This window comes from Candidatus Methanomethylophilaceae archaeon, assembly GCA_017524805.1.
In the GTDB taxonomy this organism is placed as follows: domain Archaea; phylum Thermoplasmatota; class Thermoplasmata; order Methanomassiliicoccales; family Methanomethylophilaceae; genus Methanoprimaticola.
Map to the genome: position 1 here is coordinate 67,933 of JAFXUX010000043.1, position 15,429 is coordinate 83,361.

General features: G+C 56.3%; 16 protein-coding genes and 1 tRNA gene. 9 read left to right on the forward strand and 8 right to left on the reverse strand.

Translation table 11 applies throughout. From position 1 onward, the window contains the following. Positions 1-2: 2 nt before the first annotated feature. Positions 3-1,640 carry a hypothetical protein gene (locus IKP20_08910; protein ID MBR4505065.1) on the reverse strand — a complete coding sequence of 546 codons (1,638 nt, stop codon included), beginning with the start codon at positions 1,638-1,640 and terminating at the stop codon, positions 3-5. Between the two features lie 148 nt (positions 1,641-1,788). After that, entirely contained in the window at positions 1,789-2,169 is a 381-nt protein-coding gene (locus tag IKP20_08915; protein ID MBR4505066.1) for a hypothetical protein, read from the reverse strand. 88 nt (positions 2,170-2,257) lie between these two features. Here IKP20_08915 and IKP20_08920 point away from each other — a divergent pair, with 88 nt between their 5' ends. Beyond that, complete coding sequence (locus tag IKP20_08920) at positions 2,258-3,451, forward strand: putative DNA binding domain-containing protein (protein ID MBR4505067.1); 1,194 nt, start codon at positions 2,258-2,260, stop codon at positions 3,449-3,451. A gap of 32 nt (positions 3,452-3,483) precedes the next feature. On the opposite strand, the gene IKP20_08925 is transcribed toward IKP20_08920, so the two are convergent. The 3 genes from IKP20_08925 to IKP20_08935 form a co-directional block, all read right to left on the reverse strand. After that, entirely contained in the window at positions 3,484-3,744 is a 261-nt protein-coding gene (locus IKP20_08925; GenBank protein MBR4505068.1) for a hypothetical protein, read from the reverse strand. A gap of 59 nt (positions 3,745-3,803) precedes the next feature. After that, a tRNA-Leu gene (locus tag IKP20_08930) sits at positions 3,804-3,886 on the reverse strand. Positions 3,887-3,959: 73 nt separating this feature from the next. Further along, positions 3,960-5,354, reverse strand: a complete 1,395-nt coding sequence (locus tag IKP20_08935) for a DHA2 family efflux MFS transporter permease subunit (protein ID MBR4505069.1) — start codon at positions 5,352-5,354, stop codon at positions 3,960-3,962. Positions 5,355-5,464: 110 nt separating this feature from the next. Here IKP20_08935 and IKP20_08940 point away from each other — a divergent pair, with 110 nt between their 5' ends. The 4 genes from IKP20_08940 to IKP20_08955 all read left to right on the forward strand — a co-directional run bounded on the left by IKP20_08940 (position 5,465) and on the right by IKP20_08955 (position 7,769). Next, positions 5,465-5,854 (forward strand): hypothetical protein, encoded by a 390-nt coding sequence (locus IKP20_08940; GenBank protein MBR4505070.1) that lies wholly within the window; start codon positions 5,465-5,467, stop codon positions 5,852-5,854. Between the two features lies 1 nt (position 5,855). Then, entirely contained in the window at positions 5,856-6,143 is a 288-nt protein-coding gene (locus tag IKP20_08945) for a hypothetical protein (GenBank protein MBR4505071.1), read from the forward strand. Positions 6,144-6,171: 28 nt separating this feature from the next. Beyond that, the gene (locus IKP20_08950) at positions 6,172-7,080 is read left to right on the forward strand and encodes an ACT domain protein (GenBank protein MBR4505072.1); all 909 of its coding nucleotides are present in this window, start codon (positions 6,172-6,174) and stop codon (positions 7,078-7,080) included. A gap of 101 nt (positions 7,081-7,181) precedes the next feature. Then, positions 7,182-7,769, forward strand: a complete 588-nt coding sequence (locus IKP20_08955) for a hypothetical protein (protein ID MBR4505073.1) — start codon at positions 7,182-7,184, stop codon at positions 7,767-7,769. On the opposite strand, the gene IKP20_08960 is transcribed toward IKP20_08955, so the two are convergent. Both IKP20_08960 and IKP20_08965 read right to left on the reverse strand, forming a co-directional pair. Continuing rightward, positions 7,750-9,150, reverse strand: a complete 1,401-nt coding sequence (locus IKP20_08960) for an aldehyde dehydrogenase family protein (GenBank protein ID MBR4505074.1) — start codon at positions 9,148-9,150, stop codon at positions 7,750-7,752. The genes IKP20_08955 and IKP20_08960 overlap by 20 nt on opposite strands. 17 nt (positions 9,151-9,167) lie before the next feature. Beyond that, positions 9,168-10,202, reverse strand: coding sequence for a hypothetical protein (locus IKP20_08965; protein MBR4505075.1), 1,035 nt, complete (start codon positions 10,200-10,202; stop codon positions 9,168-9,170). An 82-nt stretch (positions 10,203-10,284) separates the two neighbouring features. Here IKP20_08965 and IKP20_08970 point away from each other — a divergent pair, with 82 nt between their 5' ends. Together IKP20_08970 and IKP20_08975 are read left to right on the forward strand one after the other, a co-directional pair. Further along, positions 10,285-11,577 (forward strand): MFS transporter, encoded by a 1,293-nt coding sequence (locus IKP20_08970; GenBank protein ID MBR4505076.1) that lies wholly within the window; start codon positions 10,285-10,287, stop codon positions 11,575-11,577. Continuing rightward, positions 11,552-12,694 carry an aldo/keto reductase gene (locus IKP20_08975; GenBank protein ID MBR4505077.1) on the forward strand — a complete coding sequence of 381 codons (1,143 nt, stop codon included), beginning with the start codon at positions 11,552-11,554 and terminating at the stop codon, positions 12,692-12,694. The genes IKP20_08970 and IKP20_08975 overlap by 26 nt, the downstream gene beginning before the upstream one ends. Before the next feature lie 33 nt (positions 12,695-12,727). On the opposite strand, the gene IKP20_08980 is transcribed toward IKP20_08975, so the two are convergent. Beyond that, positions 12,728-12,976 (reverse strand): hypothetical protein, encoded by a 249-nt coding sequence (locus IKP20_08980; GenBank protein MBR4505078.1) that lies wholly within the window; start codon positions 12,974-12,976, stop codon positions 12,728-12,730. Between the two features lie 78 nt (positions 12,977-13,054). Between IKP20_08980 and IKP20_08985 the strand changes: the two genes are divergently transcribed. Both IKP20_08985 and IKP20_08990 read left to right on the forward strand, forming a co-directional pair. Beyond that, positions 13,055-14,815 carry an ABC-F family ATP-binding cassette domain-containing protein gene (locus IKP20_08985; protein ID MBR4505079.1) on the forward strand — a complete coding sequence of 587 codons (1,761 nt, stop codon included), beginning with the start codon at positions 13,055-13,057 and terminating at the stop codon, positions 14,813-14,815. Between the two features lie 88 nt (positions 14,816-14,903). Continuing rightward, positions 14,904-15,416 (forward strand): hypothetical protein, encoded by a 513-nt coding sequence (locus IKP20_08990; GenBank protein ID MBR4505080.1) that lies wholly within the window; start codon positions 14,904-14,906, stop codon positions 15,414-15,416. The last annotated feature ends 13 nt before the right edge of the window (positions 15,417-15,429 follow it).

A 15,429-nucleotide genomic window follows, 5' to 3' on the forward strand; every position in this document is an offset into this window, starting at 1 on the left:
TCTCACCCTTTCCTTATCGCAAGCATATCAGGATGCCTGCTCAACACAGCCGCGACATCTATCGGCCGGGGATACGCGTGGTACATGGCGGATACGTTTCCTTCCGTCGAATCCGATGCGCGGAGAGAGTCGACCGCCCCCTGGCATGCTTCCTTCATCGAGCGGGAACCGTCCAGGAAATCTTTGCATAGCGCTATGGCGTCGGCTATCGCGCGGGTCTGAGACAGATCGAACAAAGCCGCCATAGGCGCGGAAACTTTGAATTCGCCTATCTCGACGGTGCGGATGGCCGCCGCCGCGACGCTGACTTCCTTGCGGCCTTTCTCGAAGCCCATGTTCTTGGACACCGGGCAGCGGACCCCCGGCATCGAAAACTCCGGATCGCCCTCCCTGCGGTCTTGGATGTCCATATAGCGTATGCAGAACGCTTTCATCACGAAGACGTGGTCAGCCATCTTGGCGGCTGTTTCGTCCCCTGTGACCATGAGAACCGATATCCCGGCGCGTCCCATGGCGCTTCCGACCTCCGAGACCGAGGAATATGAGCCTTCGTCGTCCATGAAGCCTTTCCTTATGACGCACGGATTGGAGTATTCCTCGTCCATGATCACCAGCTCGGAACCCATCTCCACGGCTTCGGAAATGGATACGAACTCGGACATCGGCGATGGGACCTCCCTGGAAGTCACCGAAGAAGTATCCAAACCATCGGATGGGCGCATGAACATGGACAGATCGACGCCGTCCGCCGGTCTCCCGGTCTCGGCGGCGACAAAGACAGCGTTCGGGACCGAAATTACGTATTCCCTTCCGTCCCCGGGTATGTGGTTGTAAACTCCGGCGAAAACAGCGTCTGCCAGCACGGATTTGCCGTTCCTGCTGGGGCCGACGATGGCGTTGAAACCGGTCGGGATTCCCCATCCCCTTATCGGAGCGCCGTTGGGGACATCGAACTCGGTCATCAGGGAAGGGTCGCAGGTGAATTCCACGGCGTCTATCATCGGAGCCAGCTCGTCATCCCTGCGCGGCAGAACCGATCCTTCCGCGACGAACGCGCAGAAGCCTCTTTCCTGAAGCCCCGCCCTTATCGCATCGGCGTTCTCGGACGTGAAAAGATGGGCGTAGAGTTTGGATGGTTTGTACGAAGAATAGAGCATCGACTCCGATACGACTGTCGCGATCCTATCGAATATCAGAAGCTCGGCGGCGGCCGCATTGACTTTCCCGCTGGAGCAAGGCAGATCCGCGGTGAATCTCGCCTCGACGAAGAAGTCGGTGATCGCTACGGAGCCTCTGTCCAAGATTTCCTGGCCTGGCCTGGGCATGAAAAGCTCTCCGCCATCCATCTTCGGTATCGGGGAGCGCGCATGTGTTCTAGCGGATTCCCAGAAACGCCTCGCAATAAGATCGCGCAGAGCGATGCGGCGGGATTCGGTGGAGCGCGTATCCTCAGGGAACCCGGCTTTCGCCATCGGCACCCTGACGCGGACCGATGTGTGCCCTGCCCTGTCATTCTGCACAGAATCGAAGGATATCTCGAAATCCTCGAGCGTAAAACTGTTCTGTATGCCCTTGTACTTGGCGAACGGCTTTCCGTCCGCGTTCTTGAGGGTCTTGCGAAGGACTTCCTCGGATGCCATTTTACCACCTTGATCATGAATGCCGGAGTCTGCGCTTGGTGCCGGAGCCTTGGCTATCGGCTTTCTTCCTCCGCTCGGGAAGCTCCGTTCTCCCGGCAGATCCAAGGCGGCTGAGAAGTTTCGCCATCGGCGGCGATGAGTTCGGATCTCAGCGGAACTTGCTGTATCTGTCGAGAAGCCTGCAGATTTTGTCGTACTCCTCTTTGGACAGGTCGCCTGCGTCCAAAAAAGTCCTGACGAATTCTTTCGCGTCTTTGGTCGAGACGCGGGAGGCCTTCGCGATGACGGACGCGAGGAAGGACGATGCTTTGGACGGATCCATGGAGGACGCCTCCAGAATCTCGTTCATATCATATTTGAAAGGGTTGATCCTGTGGGTGTTCAGCATCGCCTGCCTTTTGGTGGACTCCTTTGTCCTCGGTTTACCGCTGTTCTTTTTAGCTCCGCGAGGGTTGCTCCTGTCCTGCAAAGCCCCGGAACCGCCCGAAGACTGGATAACCACTTTGTTCCTTTTGTTTTCACCGACCAAGATTATAACTCCGGTTGGTCGCTAATCGGACGTCCATATTTAAATGGTTCGTACCTTTCTTTAATAAGGAAAACACATTGCCTTGAGCATGGCGAAAATCGGATCCGATGGAGACGATAAAGAAGGCAGATCCGCGATGGTCACATATGCCATCCTTCTGGTCACGACCGCGATAATAGCCGTATTAGGGATGATGCTGGGCGATATGGGCGACCTTCTGCTCACCGCCCCCGTCATCGTGGTGCTTCTGCTGACGATCTTCTCCGAACGCAAGATCCATCTTCCGACTCTCACGGTCATCATGATCTGGACGTCGATGATCCTGAGCATATCAAGCAGGATCTTCTTCCATGGGAATGCCCTGGCGATCCTGGCCAACATCCTCATGGGAATCAATCTGACCCTCATCGGACTCATCGTGGTATTCATACTCATGGGCAAGATGCCGGGGGATTCCAAGAAAAGAAGCCTTATAGAAGCCTTGGTCGCCGGATCGATCGCGATGTCCGTGTTCATGGGCATGATCATGCTCCAGTATTACATGTCGTTCCTCTTCAGCAGGATGTCCATCCCGACCGTCCCCATAATGATGGATCAGACGCGCGACATGCTCATCGGAGTCGCGATAACGATCGTCCTTTACATAGAATTCAGGGAGAGCAGCATCTTCAAGTACACTTTAGTGGACTTCCTGCAGAACAACAGCGGCGCCCTCGGGCTGGAAGACCAGGAGAGACGGGAAATCGCCGACCTGATCCACAAAGGCGAATCCGATTCTTTGGAATTCAAATCCACGCTCAGAACCAACCTTGCCACCGGAGCGGTTGACAAAAGGATGGAAAAAGCCGTCCTGAAGACGCTGGTCGCTTTCATGAACACGGACGGCGGAACGCTTCTGATCGGGGTCAGCGACGACGGAGAGGTCCGCGGGACCGACATTGAGAGCTTCGACAATCTGGACAAGATGAATCTGCATCTCACCAACATGATCGCCAGCGCCATCGGGAACGACTATCTGCCGTACATCAACTTCAGGTCGCTGGACTACGAGGACGGAAAATACGTCATCCGCGTCGACTGCCAGAAGACGAAGAAAGCCGTATTCCTCAGGGAGGGCAAATCCGAGCAATATTACGTGCGCTCAGGGCCCTCAAGCGTGGAGCTCACCGGGATGAGCCTCGTGAACTACATCAACAACAGATACGGGAAGAACAGATGGCTGCGCAAACCTGCACCGGCAATCCCGATGCCGACCGATGATGACGCCAAAAAAGAGGAATGAAAGGGGTTTGGTAAGGGGTTTCTGAACTCTGATCAGTTCTTCTTATCGTTTTCGACAGCATCCTTAGCCTTTCCAAGGGTCCTCGCGATGTAGATAGTCATGATGACTGCAAGGACAGTTACGATTATGGCGTAAATCAGAAGGCCTATGAGGTCGTTTGCTTCGCCGAAAACTTTTGCGACAGCGGTCTTTATGGTCTCATTCCAAGCAAGAGCAGCGACGAGACCGAACGCAGCCGTAATCAAGGACGCGAAAGTCTCGAGGACTTGGATTTTGAACTCCTTTGATGCCATAGATGTGCAGTAGCATAGCCACTATATGTTTTTGATGGCTGGCTTTCCAAAATGTAATGTGCGGGGAAAGGGATTCGAACCCTTGAATCACTAAGAACGGGATCTTAAGTCCCGCGCCTTTGGCCTGCTCGGCTACCCCCGCGGCGAACCGATAATGCCGGCGGCCGCTTTTAACCTTAGTGCCGAACGGGGAGAAGGGGCGATTGCCCCCTCCATCACTTCTTTACGGGATCGTTGGCGCTTCTTGCGAACAGGGACAGCGCCACCAGAACGACGCTTATCGCTCCCAGGATTATGAAGGCGATGTGCATCCCATCCATTGTCGCGGCATTCACTGGCAGCCTGTCGCCCGCCACCAGAGTGACCAACGCCATCATGGCGGACATCCCCATCGCTCCGGAAACCGTCCTCATGGAGTTGAGGAGCGCGGTGGCGTCCGGCCTGCTTTCGAATCCAACGCTGCTCACACCCCACGTGGTCATAGGCATCACCATGCAGCCCGATATGCCAATCACGGAGCCTATCGCCACTATGAACAGGACGTTCGAATCGACGGGTATCATCGCCACGCCTGCGCATGCGACCAAGCAGAGCACCATGCAGATCAGCATAGGCTTCCGTATCCCGTAGCTGTCGTACAGCCTTCCGGCTATGGGAGACATGATGGTGCAGAGCAAAGCGGCTGGAAGCAGGAACAGACCTGCCATCGCGGGGTCGCATCCGAAGCATTTCTGATAGCAGACCGGCATCAGAAGCGAATATGACATCGTCACGACATAAAACAGCATCGAGCAGATGACTGCCAGCGAGAATTGGCGCGTGCGGAACAGGCGGAGATCCAGGAACGGATTCTCCAGATGCAGCTGCCTATAGACGAATATGACTGCGCCTATCAGTCCGACGACGATCGGGATGTAGGACAGCTCGCTCATCAGCCCGTAGGAAATGACGTTGCTGACGCCCAAAGTCAGACCGCCGAACATGAGCGCGCAGGTTGCGAATGACAGAACATCAAACGGAATCTTGCTGACATCAACCACGTTCACCATGCTGGACAGGGTGATGACCAAAGATACCACAGCTATAATCAGGGGTATGTAAAACGCTCCCCTCCATCCGAACGCGTTGATCATCACGCCGGCTATGGTAGGCGCTATGATAGGGGCGGCAGACATGGAAAGACCATACCACCCAAGCACGGTTCCATGCCTTTCCTTGCGGTAGATCGTGAGAAGGACCACCTGCGCCATGGACATCAATATGCCGTTGGATGCCGCCTGAAGGATCCTCCCCAGCATCAGCGTGGCGAAATCATTGGCGACGAGGTCTATCAGCATTCCCACCACAAAAACCGCGACGGTCGCTATGTACAGAATCCTGGTAGGCACGCGCTTCACGAAAAACGCGGAAGCCGGCATCATAATGCCCATGACCAGCATATAACCGCTCGTCAGCCATTGGGTCAGGGAGTCGCTGATGTTCAGAGCCTCGGAAATGCTTGGTATGGCGGTGGCGAGCGCGGTGCTCATCATCGAAGTGGCGGTGCAGATGACCACTATGTTCAGGAAAATGAGCCGCTTCCTGCCGTCGGTCAATTCCGTGGGGGACATGCATCGGTGGTTACGAATCAATTATATTATTGTTTCCCAAGAAACCAATACTTGTTAAAATTCTCGCCTCAAAACGCCGGGATAATATACGGAACCGCCATTTCCTATGCATGTCCGGCAGGCCGCGCGATTGGGAAGTTGAGAAAGCCATCAAGGAATGCCTGAAAGAGAAGGGTTCCTATGGATCGCTTAGCGCGCTGCATGCGGACGTAGCGAAAAAATTGGCCGAAAGAGACCCGCCCATCGGGACTACCCCCGAAAGAATAAGGAAGATCGGGATCGAAAAGAGGCTTTTCTCGGTGGATATCAGCTATTCCAAGCGCAATTCCCTCTGCCGCTATGAATCTTGCCCGGTCTGCGGCGGGAAACTGACCACGACTTACAATCGCACCATCGACAGCGACAGCTTGACGGCGATGGGCTCGAAATGCTCCAGATGCGGGTACGATGTGAGATCCGGATACATGAGGCCTTCTAGATATGCCATAAGGAAGGCCTGATATGCTCCCTGAAGAGCGCATAAAGGCTTTGAGGAAAGCGGAAGCCCTTCTCAACGAAGCGGCCGACATTATGGACACCGCCTTGCATATGTCAGGCATGGAAAGCCGCTCCGACGGGGATTCCCAGGCCATAAGGCGCATCGCATCCTCGGATTCCTATGCCGGCAGCCTCAGAAACATGGCGTTGGACCTGGAGTACGCTTCCGAAGAGCAGCCTTGCTGGACCCAGCCCCTCACTTCCCCGAAAAACCAATTCCGATGCGTCCCCCGAAAATCATTTTATCGATAACGGATGATTCGGGGCCAGAGGGCCTCCGATGAAAATCTGGGAATTTGCGAAAGTCAAGGGTTCGAAGATAAAAGTGGACAATTGGATGTCCGATACCATGGGGCTGGTGAACGGAGGATGCGTGTACAGCACGCTGTTCAAACACCCCGATCAGGGCCCGAAGGACTATGAGATGATTCTCTCCATGTTCCCCCAGGAGAATTACCGCACCCTCACGCACATAACGATGTATCTGGACGACGTCCCGGGATCCAGCGCCCAGGCGGCCAATTTCCTCGCGGAAAAGGAGATCAACATCCTGAATTCGGTCTCCCTCAACGGGATCTCCGACACCGTGATCGTCTGGAAGATGATGGCGGACCTGAACTTCGCGGGCGAAGGCGACATGCTCAAGGAATCGTTCGAGAGCCTCAAGGCCAAGGATGACCCGTCGGTATCCAAAATCAAAAGGATCGACATCAAGCCCGCCGAGATCGGAAGGCTCTTCAAGACCGGGCAGAGCACCGGAGGGAAAGAGGAGATACGCCGCGGATACCCGTCCACTCTGAAGGACGGATGCTTCGACGTGGCGGAGCAATATGGGGATGTTCTGGGGGATTTGGACGGCAAGAACGCGCTGATCACCATCGACGCCGATTCCTGGATAATGTCTGTCACTTTCTTCAAACCGGACACGAAACTTGTCAAGGCCTGCATAACAATCCCGGACTGCCCCGGAGGGATAACCCAGGCCCTCGGAATCATCGCAGACTGGAACGTGAACCTGATATCCGTTTTCAGCAAGATCAAAGTCTGCTACCAGAAGATGTATCTGGAGCTTTTCATGGACATCGGCAAGAGCAGGATGACCGCCGATGAGATCAGGGAAGCGCTTCCGAAGGCCATGTCCGACCTCAACGGCGTCTTCGAGCTGGCGGAATTCACTGAGCTCAACTGACCCCAAAATGCCGGAGACTCGAATCCGGCAAACATTTATCCCTTTATGGATACAAAATTACGCGCACTTTATAAGTATATCCTAATGCGGTTACATCTATCATGATTGTGTCCGGATACTCTCGCATAGACACCTCGCTCCGGCCGGGCTCTTTCCTTTCCGTGGTGTACGTGTCAAAGGAAGACGGCGACAGCGAATATGCCGACGAAGTATCCGCGAATATCCGCGCGGATATCGACTCCATCGACGGGGTCGCCGTGGCATCGAAATACGGGGATCCCCTGCTCATTCCGGGCCTCCACAAGCTGCTGAGGAAGCTGAAGATGCCGAACCGCGACCTGATGCTGATAACTTCAGGCAGCGACTACAGCGTATTGGACGACCTCGTTGGCGCCGGATACGTCAATTACGTCGATCTGGTAGTCGACGGGCCCCTAGACAAATCGCAGCAGGAATGCATCAAAATCCTGGACAACTGCGGGTGCCCTTACATGGTGACCGTGGAGATGATCCCGGGAAGGATCTCCGAATCCGCCCTCAAAGAGCTCGCCGGCTCCATAGACGGCTCTAAGCACCTGATCCTCAAAGCCGGGAAGACCGCGGAGAGGAAATTCGGGGAGAAAGAGCTGATATCCCTGGCGAACTCGGTGAAAGGAGCCGCCAGAGACGTCAGGCTGATCGCTTCGTGAATCTCTCGGCCACGGCCCAGATCCCGGGCGCCAGCGAGCGGCTGCTCTTGTTTACGAATCTGAGCGGAGCGTCGGCTTCCTCTTCGAAGCGTCCTATCGCTTTCTGATCCTTGGAGAATATGCCAGCGGACAGCCCGCATTCGGTATTCTCGAGCTCGAAAAAAGCGTCATCCAGAGAATCCACGACTTTCACGTTCAGGATCGGGAAGCCCGAGTCCATGAAACTCAGATCGTTCTCGTCGTCGAGGCCCGCCAAGACCGCGAACGGGACGTACGGGCCCATCGGAGAGTCCTCGGAGGGATCGGCTTTGGCTACTATGAATCCTGCATTCTCGGCGAGGAGCGCCCTGTACCTCTCCTCCGACTTCCTGGATATTATCGGGCCGGAGAAAGTGGTATCGTTTACCGGATCGGAAATGACGATCTTTCCCACCTCCGCGGTCAGCGCGTCCAAGAATTTCCTCTGCTCATCGGCCGTGACTATGACCTTAGAGCATGAGAACGGCCTCTGGCCCGAGTATGCGAACGCTGATTCTGCTACGGCGCGGGCGGCGGCCTTCATGTCGGCGGGATGGTACACGATCGCCGGATTCATGCCCTTGATTTCGTTGATGAATCCGAGCTCATCGTCGACCTGAAGGAACATCAGATCTTCGAGCCTCTCCCCTGATCCAGCGGCGACTACGCCTGCGACGCGCATATCGTTGGCGAGATCGTCCGTGGTCTTGTCCCTGGTATCTACGATGAGGTTCAGCACCCCTCCGGGAAGCCCGGCCTTCTCGGCCAAGCTGTAGAACATGTAAAGCGGCGACGGGCAGTACCTCGAAGGATTCATGATTACGGAATTCCCTGCCACCATAGCTGCCACGGCATATCCCGCCGGAGCGGCCAGAGGGGAATTATGCGCGGAAATGACCGCCCAAACGCCGGTCGGATCGCCTTTGATGCCAGCCTTCCCGTCCGCGATCGCCTTCCGCATTATCTCTATGAGCCTGTCAACCTCCAAAAGGGCGTCTTCCCTAGCCATCCCGGTGGCCACGGTGACAGCCGCGGCATAGAACAGCCTGCGGGCTTCAATCGTCCTCAAAGGCATCTCGAAATAGGCGGCCCTCTCAGCTGAGGGAACCTTGGCCCACTCCTTCTGGGCTTTGACGGCGGAAGTGACGGCTTCGAGCATTATGCCGTCCTCAGGCTCCTGGAATATACCGAATTTTATCGTCTCGTCGATCGGGCTGATGACGTCGAACTCCACGCCGGAAGCGATCATGAACCCGCCGAAATAGCTGGGATAGTCCTTTTTCTCTCCGCTGAGGACCATCATGATGTTCTTCTCGTATTCGCGGCCCTCTTCGGTCGTCTGGATGTCCGGAAGGTCTACCATGCGCGCGTAATGGCCTATTACGGGTTAATACATTCCCGTCGGGAGAAGCCTCGCCGAGCTCCGCCACGATACGACGCTAAAGCAGCCAGATTCTTCCCCGGAGTCATTGGCGGTACGCCGCATTCCGGGCCGATGAGCGCGTATCCCATGTCAGAATACCTCTTCGCCTTGGACGCGATGGATTTGGGGTCGCCCAGAAGCAGATCCCTGACGGGGTTGGAGCCCCCGATGACCTTGACGTCCCCCGCAGACCTTAAGACTCCTTCCGGGTCGTCGTCGGTTACCATGGACAGGACATCCTCGCCCAGAGAGAACAGACCTTCCGAGACCTTTCCGGCGGCTTCGCAGCAATGGGCGGCCCTGAACGATTCCCTGATGGACGCGAAAACCTTCCTGTCTCCCGGAACGATCGTGCGGTCCACCATATCCGGCGAGAGCATTCCAGTCCCCGCGGAGCATATCATCATGACGCAATCGCTCCTCTCGGACATTGCTTTGCCGTACTCCGAGATGTATGGCACCATAGAATCGATCCACCTTAGGCATCCGTCCGGATCGGAGATCGTGGCCATCAGAAAGGCCTCCGCTCCGAGAAGGTTCATCGTCAGGAACGCTGGGTCGACCATGCCCGCCACCAGGAAGACGCCATCCTTTTCGGCTCTTATCCTGCCCAACGATTCCATGACCTTCCCGCAGGTGCCGGCGAATGGGAATTCCTCCGGCTGAAGCGGGAGATCCGGACGGTCGCAAACGCTGAAGGGCGCCTTGGAAATCGACGGCTGCCTGTTCTTGGCCCCGGGATCCACACCGCAGCCCAAAGTCTCCGCCTCCGTGGTTATGGAGAATGGCACGCGGGCAGTAGAGAATCCATACCTCCTGGATAGCTGAAGCGCCAGCTCCGCCATCGCCGCGGGATCCCAGTTGGCCTCAGGCCAGAACCTGCCGCAGGCTTCCATCTGCTCATAAGTTCCGGTCTGGGTGAAGACCGCCGGCGGGGAATCGCCGTCGTACGAGCCTTCGATGGCATCCACTATCTCGTCCCTGCCAGTCATGGAAATAAGACGCAGTGCGGATATGAATAGTTCGCGCCCTTTTGGGAATCACGTAAATAATGCCCGTTCGGTAAGGATGGGCATGAAGAAAGAACCTGTAGTGACGCGGAACTTCGCCGTCTGCTGGGCTGTGATGTTCTTCACCGCGATGTTCTTCTTCATGATGTTCACCGGGATGGCCAGCTATTCCGAGAACGGGCTGGGGCTCACGGGAGCCGCCGCCGGCCTGCTCACCAGCGCCCTCATAATCGGGGACCTGGCCGCGAGGATCCTGTGCGCATCCAGGGTGGACAGATGGGGGAAAGGGAGGGTCGCCGCCGCCGGAATGGCTATGGCCGCCGCAGTCACCCCCCTGTATTTCGTGACCGGGAATCCGATCGCTCTGGCTGCGATAAGAATTGTCCAGGGATTCGTTTACGGGCTGGCAGGCACGGCGATCAACGCCGCTGTTGTGGAAGGTCTGCCCGCGTCCCGCAGAGGGGAGGGCATAGGATACTTCTCGCTGTCGTTCACCATTTCGTCCGCGATAGGGCCTTTCCTGTGCATGTGGCTGCTGGAAAACGGCACATACGGGGACATGTTCACCCTCGCAACCGTGTTCGCGGCGGCCGCTGCTGCCATTGCGTTGGGCATGAGGGACGACCGCTCCGAATTCGGATCGGCTCCGGCGCGCTCCGGCATCTCCGTCAGGGATTTCATAGAGCCTTCGGCCGTCCCTCTCGCCTTGGTGGGATTCCTGTTCTTCTTCGCGTATTCCGGAGTCCTCACGTTCACTTCCCTGTACGGCGAAGACATAGGGATGGAGGAGATCGCGACCTTCTTCTTCGTCTTCGTGTCGGTGGGGACGCTCGTCTCCAGGATATTCCTAGGCAGGATCTACGACAGCCGCGGGGAGAACGCCGCACTCCTGCCGTTCTTCCTCCTGGGGATAATCGGGTTCTTCCTCTACGCCGAAGCGTCGGAAGGATGGCATCTGGTGTTCGCCGGGATATTCCTCGGGTTCCTCATGGCTCAGCTGTCCTCGGTCGTACAGAGCGTCGTAGTCAGGAAGGCCCCGAAATCCAGGTATTCCGTGGCGATTTCGACGTTCAACGTCTTCCTGGACCTGTCCTATTGCGTCGGCCCGATGCTCCACGGGGCGCTGAAGGATGCCCTCGGGTTCCGCGGGAACTTCCTGCTCATGGCGGCGATCGCAATAGCGGATATGGCCCTGTACATAGCGGTCCACGGGGCCAGATCGAGAGGCCGCCCGTCCGAGCTGCTGCGACGGCGCCTGCGATACAATTATGAAACCAATCGCGATATTTTCCCGCGTCGGGGCCGCCAATCCGGCCCAGGAGCCGATGAAAATGATTTACAAGGATTTCAAAGGTAAACGCCTGTCCCAGCTGGGGATGGGGTGCATGCGTCTCCCGACCGTCGGCGGGAACGATTCGGCGATAGACGAGGAGCAGGTCGCCAGGATGGTGGATTATGCTTTCGAGCACGGCATCAACTATTTCGACACCGCATACGGATACCACGGAGGCAACTCGGAGACGGTCATGGGGAAAGTTCTCGGGCGCCTTCCGAGGGACAGGATCTATATCGCGGACAAATTCCCCGGCTACGACCTTTCCAATATGCCCAAGGCTAAGTCCATCTTCCCGGAGCAGCTGAAGAAGCTCGGAATCAGCTACTTCGACTTCTATATGTTCCACAACGTCAACGAGATGAACGTGAACCAGTATCTAGACAGGAGCTACGGCATATACGATTACCTTCTGGAGCAGAGGGATGCCGGGAAGATATCCCACCTCGGGTTCTCCGCCCACGGGAACATGGATACCATAAGGAAATTCCTGGACGCCTACGGGGAAAACATGGAATTCTGCCAGCTGCAGCTGAACTACGTGGACTGGGAATTCCAGGACGGAGAGAAGAAAGTGGAGATGCTCGAGGAGCTGGGCATCCCCGTATGGGTGATGGAGCCCATGCGCGGCGGGAAGCTGATTGACATCCCCGAGGACGGCAAGGCGGAGCTGGAGAAGCTGCGCCCGGGCGTGAAACCCGCGGAATGGGCGTTCCGTTTCCTCCAGTCGATCCCGGAGGCCAAAGTCATACTCACCGGCGCCTCGTCGATGGAGCAGCTGAAAGAAAACATAGAGATCTTCGGAACGGAGAGGCCCACGGACGCCAGAGAGACGGAAACCCTCGAAAAGATAGGCAAAGGGATGACCGCCCGCCAGACCCTGCCCTGCACCGCGTGCCGCTACTGCGTTCCGAAATGCCCTATGGACCTGGACATCCCGGACCTCATAGCGAGCTACAACCAGCTGATGTTCACGGGAGCGTCGGATTTCATAGCCCCGTTCTACATCAAATCTCTGCCCGAAGACAGCCGCCCTAGCGCGTGCATCGGATGCGGGGAATGCGAGAAGGTATGCCCGCAGAACCTCCACATACCGGAAGCCTTCGAGGACTTCACGGAAAGGATCAAGGGCTGGATGTGAGCCGGGACCCTTCCGAAACCTCTTTTCCTCTTCTTATGCCGTGTTCATCTCGTCGAGACGGCGGTTGCGGAACCACAGAGCCATATCGGTCGCGACGAGGAAGAAATCGAACACGTAGAAGGCCATGACATAATCCATCCCTTCGATCCAGTTGTTTGTCATCCCGAACAGATACCCTATCTCGACGACGGCCTCGAACCCTATGCTCTTCCCTCTTGCCGTCCTGGATACGTATGATTTGCGGATGTTGAACGGCCACGCCGCCGCGAAGCACAGCAGCATCCCGACCTCGAAAATCCCGTCTATCATGTGCCACGGCAAATCGGAAAAGCATAAATCCGTTCCGCAGTTCAGTTCAGCATGCTCCTGAAAGCCCAGTCCATCAGCAAATCCTTCGGCCCGGTGAAAGTATTGGAGGACGCCAGCCTCCAGATAAACGAAGGCGACAGGATAGCCCTGGTCGGGACCAACGGCGCCGGCAAGAGCACCTTCCTCCGCATCCTTCTGGGAGACGAGAAAGCAGACACCGGAGAGCTCACCAGACGGACGTCCAAAATCGGATACATGAAGCAGTTCGCCGACGTGGACATGAACGGCACCGTCAGGGAGATTCTGACCGGATCGTACAGATACGTCGAAGACATCAGGAAAAGGATGGCCGAGATCGACGAGGCTATGATGGCCGGAGGCGATGTCGACTGGAACGCCCTGGCCGAGGAGAGCGCCGATCTGGAGAGCAAAATCTCGAAATTCGACTCCGAGATCGAGGGGAAATTGGAGGGCATCCTCGCGGAGATCGGGTTCCCCAAAGACTCCATGGGCAGAGTCTATTCTTCGCTGTCGGGAGGCGAGCGCACCAAAGTCATGCTGGCGAAGCTCGCGGTGCAGATAAGCGACTGCGACCTTCTCATGCTGGACGAGCCGACATCCCATCTGGATATCGACACCATAGAATGGATGGAGAACGCCATACTGTCCTCCGATTGCGCCGTGGTCGTCGTGAGCCATGACAGGTATTTCCTGGACAGGATCGCCCAGAGGACGATGGAGATCGAGAACGGGAAGTCCAGGGAGTACAAGGGCAACTATTCCGCCTATGTGGAGAAGAAGAATCTGGACATCGAGCGCCAGAACAAGGAATACGAGAGATACCAGGCGCAGAAGAAAAAGCAGGAAGCCATCGCCGAGCAGATGTTCCACGACCAGCGCAGGTACATGAGCGACTACAAGACCAGGCTGATGATGGTCTCCAAGATCGAGAAGAAAGAGAAAGCCGAGGAGCAGAAGGAAATAACGGTGAAGATCCAGGCCGCCCGCAAATCCGGGAAGAACGTCCTGATGGCTGAGAACCTCTCTATCGGGTACGAAGGAAAAACCGTGCTGAGGAACGTGAATTTGGAGATCGACAAAGGGGATAAGCTCGGCATATTCGGGCCCAACGGAGCCGGGAAATCCTCGCTTCTCAAAGCCATCCTCGGGGAGATTCCGTGCGAAGGAAGCCTTTGGGTGGCTCCCGGGGCGAAGATCGGATACTATTCTCAGAACCACGAGAATCTGGACATGAACCTCACCGCGGAGGAGCAGATACTCCTTGCGATCGGGCCGGACAGAAAGGCCGACGCCAGGAATATGCTCGCGAGGTTCCTGCTCTTCGGAGACGACGTCACCAGGAAGATAAACACGCTGTCCGGCGGGCAGAGGGCCAGAGTGTCCATGTGCCTCCTCCTGCACGGGGAGACAAACCTTCTGGTCCTGGACGAGCCCACGAACTATGTGGACATCCAATCGAAGCACATCCTGGAGCAGGCTTTGGCCGAATACGACGGGACCGTGATTGCCGTCACCCACGACAGGTATTTCCTGGACAACGTGTGCGACAGAGTCGCCGAGGTCAAAGACGGCACCGTCACGGTTTACAGCGGCAACTACACCGACCTCAAAGGGAAGCCGGAGCCGAAGAAGACGGTTTCGGAAGGGGCGAAATACAAGGTCCTCGCGCCGTTCACCAACTGGGTTACGAATACGAAATATGCCAAAGGCGATAAAGTAACGATAACCGAGGAAGAAATGAAAGGGTTCGAGAACGCCATGAACCAAGGGAAGCTCAAGAAACTCAAATGAAGGACTATAGTTCTAATTAGAAAAAACTATAGTGCAACTTTGGACTGGACCCAGTACCAACATATATCCGAAAAAGCGATTGGATATTATGGCACTGTTCGGACGCGGAAAAAGCAATCAACCTCCGATCCCCCTCAAAGTAAGGGAATCCGACGTATCTGCGAGCGAGGTTGCCAAAGACTTCAGGACGGTTTTCGGCGAAGACAACCTCTACGATCTCGTCCGCCTGCCGGACGGCTACGCATGGATATACCACGACGGAAGGAAGACCAAAGTATGCTGCTTGGGAGAGGAATGGTGCTCCACACGCGAAGCCTACATGGAAGAGCGCTTGGATCTCGGATTATCCGGCCCCAGCCTCGTACGGATGCTGGCAAGGGATGCCGTAGAGCTTTCCTCTGTGAACCAAGGCCTTGACTCGAATATGGATCCGGGATTTCAGATCGATTACTCCAGAGCGCACGGCATCATCATCGACAAAGAGCGCTGCTTCATCCGCCTGGATATCAAGGACGTCTACCCGCCAGCGAAGATCTACGTCCCTCCCCAGATGCTCGATCTGGTCTCCGAATACATATCCGCCCGCATCCCGAACAGTTGACGCTAACGATACG

Excerpts from the sequence above, each read along its gene's own strand:
- IKP20_08910 (MBR4505065.1), bottom strand. The coding sequence starts at position 1,640 with ATGGCATCCGAGGAAGTCCTTCGCAAGACCCTCAAGAACGCGGACGGA.
- IKP20_08920 (MBR4505067.1), top strand. The coding sequence starts at position 2,258 with ATGGCGAAAATCGGATCCGATGGAGACGATAAAGAAGGCAGATCCGCG.
- IKP20_08925 (MBR4505068.1), bottom strand. The coding sequence starts at position 3,744 with ATGGCATCAAAGGAGTTCAAAATCCAAGTCCTCGAGACTTTCGCGTCC.
- IKP20_08935 (MBR4505069.1), bottom strand. The coding sequence starts at position 5,354 with ATGTCCCCCACGGAATTGACCGACGGCAGGAAGCGGCTCATTTTCCTG.
- IKP20_08940 (MBR4505070.1), top strand. The coding sequence starts at position 5,465 with ATGTCCGGCAGGCCGCGCGATTGGGAAGTTGAGAAAGCCATCAAGGAA.
- IKP20_08945 (MBR4505071.1), top strand. The coding sequence starts at position 5,856 with ATGCTCCCTGAAGAGCGCATAAAGGCTTTGAGGAAAGCGGAAGCCCTT.
- IKP20_08950 (MBR4505072.1), top strand. The coding sequence starts at position 6,172 with ATGAAAATCTGGGAATTTGCGAAAGTCAAGGGTTCGAAGATAAAAGTG.
- IKP20_08955 (MBR4505073.1), top strand. The coding sequence starts at position 7,182 with ATGATTGTGTCCGGATACTCTCGCATAGACACCTCGCTCCGGCCGGGC.
- IKP20_08960 (MBR4505074.1), bottom strand. The coding sequence starts at position 9,150 with ATGGTAGACCTTCCGGACATCCAGACGACCGAAGAGGGCCGCGAATAC.
- IKP20_08965 (MBR4505075.1), bottom strand. The coding sequence starts at position 10,202 with ATGACTGGCAGGGACGAGATAGTGGATGCCATCGAAGGCTCGTACGAC.
- IKP20_08970 (MBR4505076.1), top strand. The coding sequence starts at position 10,285 with ATGAAGAAAGAACCTGTAGTGACGCGGAACTTCGCCGTCTGCTGGGCT.
- IKP20_08975 (MBR4505077.1), top strand. The coding sequence starts at position 11,552 with ATGATTTACAAGGATTTCAAAGGTAAACGCCTGTCCCAGCTGGGGATG.
- IKP20_08980 (MBR4505078.1), bottom strand. The coding sequence starts at position 12,976 with ATGCTGCTGTGCTTCGCGGCGGCGTGGCCGTTCAACATCCGCAAATCA.
- IKP20_08985 (MBR4505079.1), top strand. The coding sequence starts at position 13,055 with ATGCTCCTGAAAGCCCAGTCCATCAGCAAATCCTTCGGCCCGGTGAAA.
- IKP20_08990 (MBR4505080.1), top strand. The coding sequence starts at position 14,904 with ATGGCACTGTTCGGACGCGGAAAAAGCAATCAACCTCCGATCCCCCTC.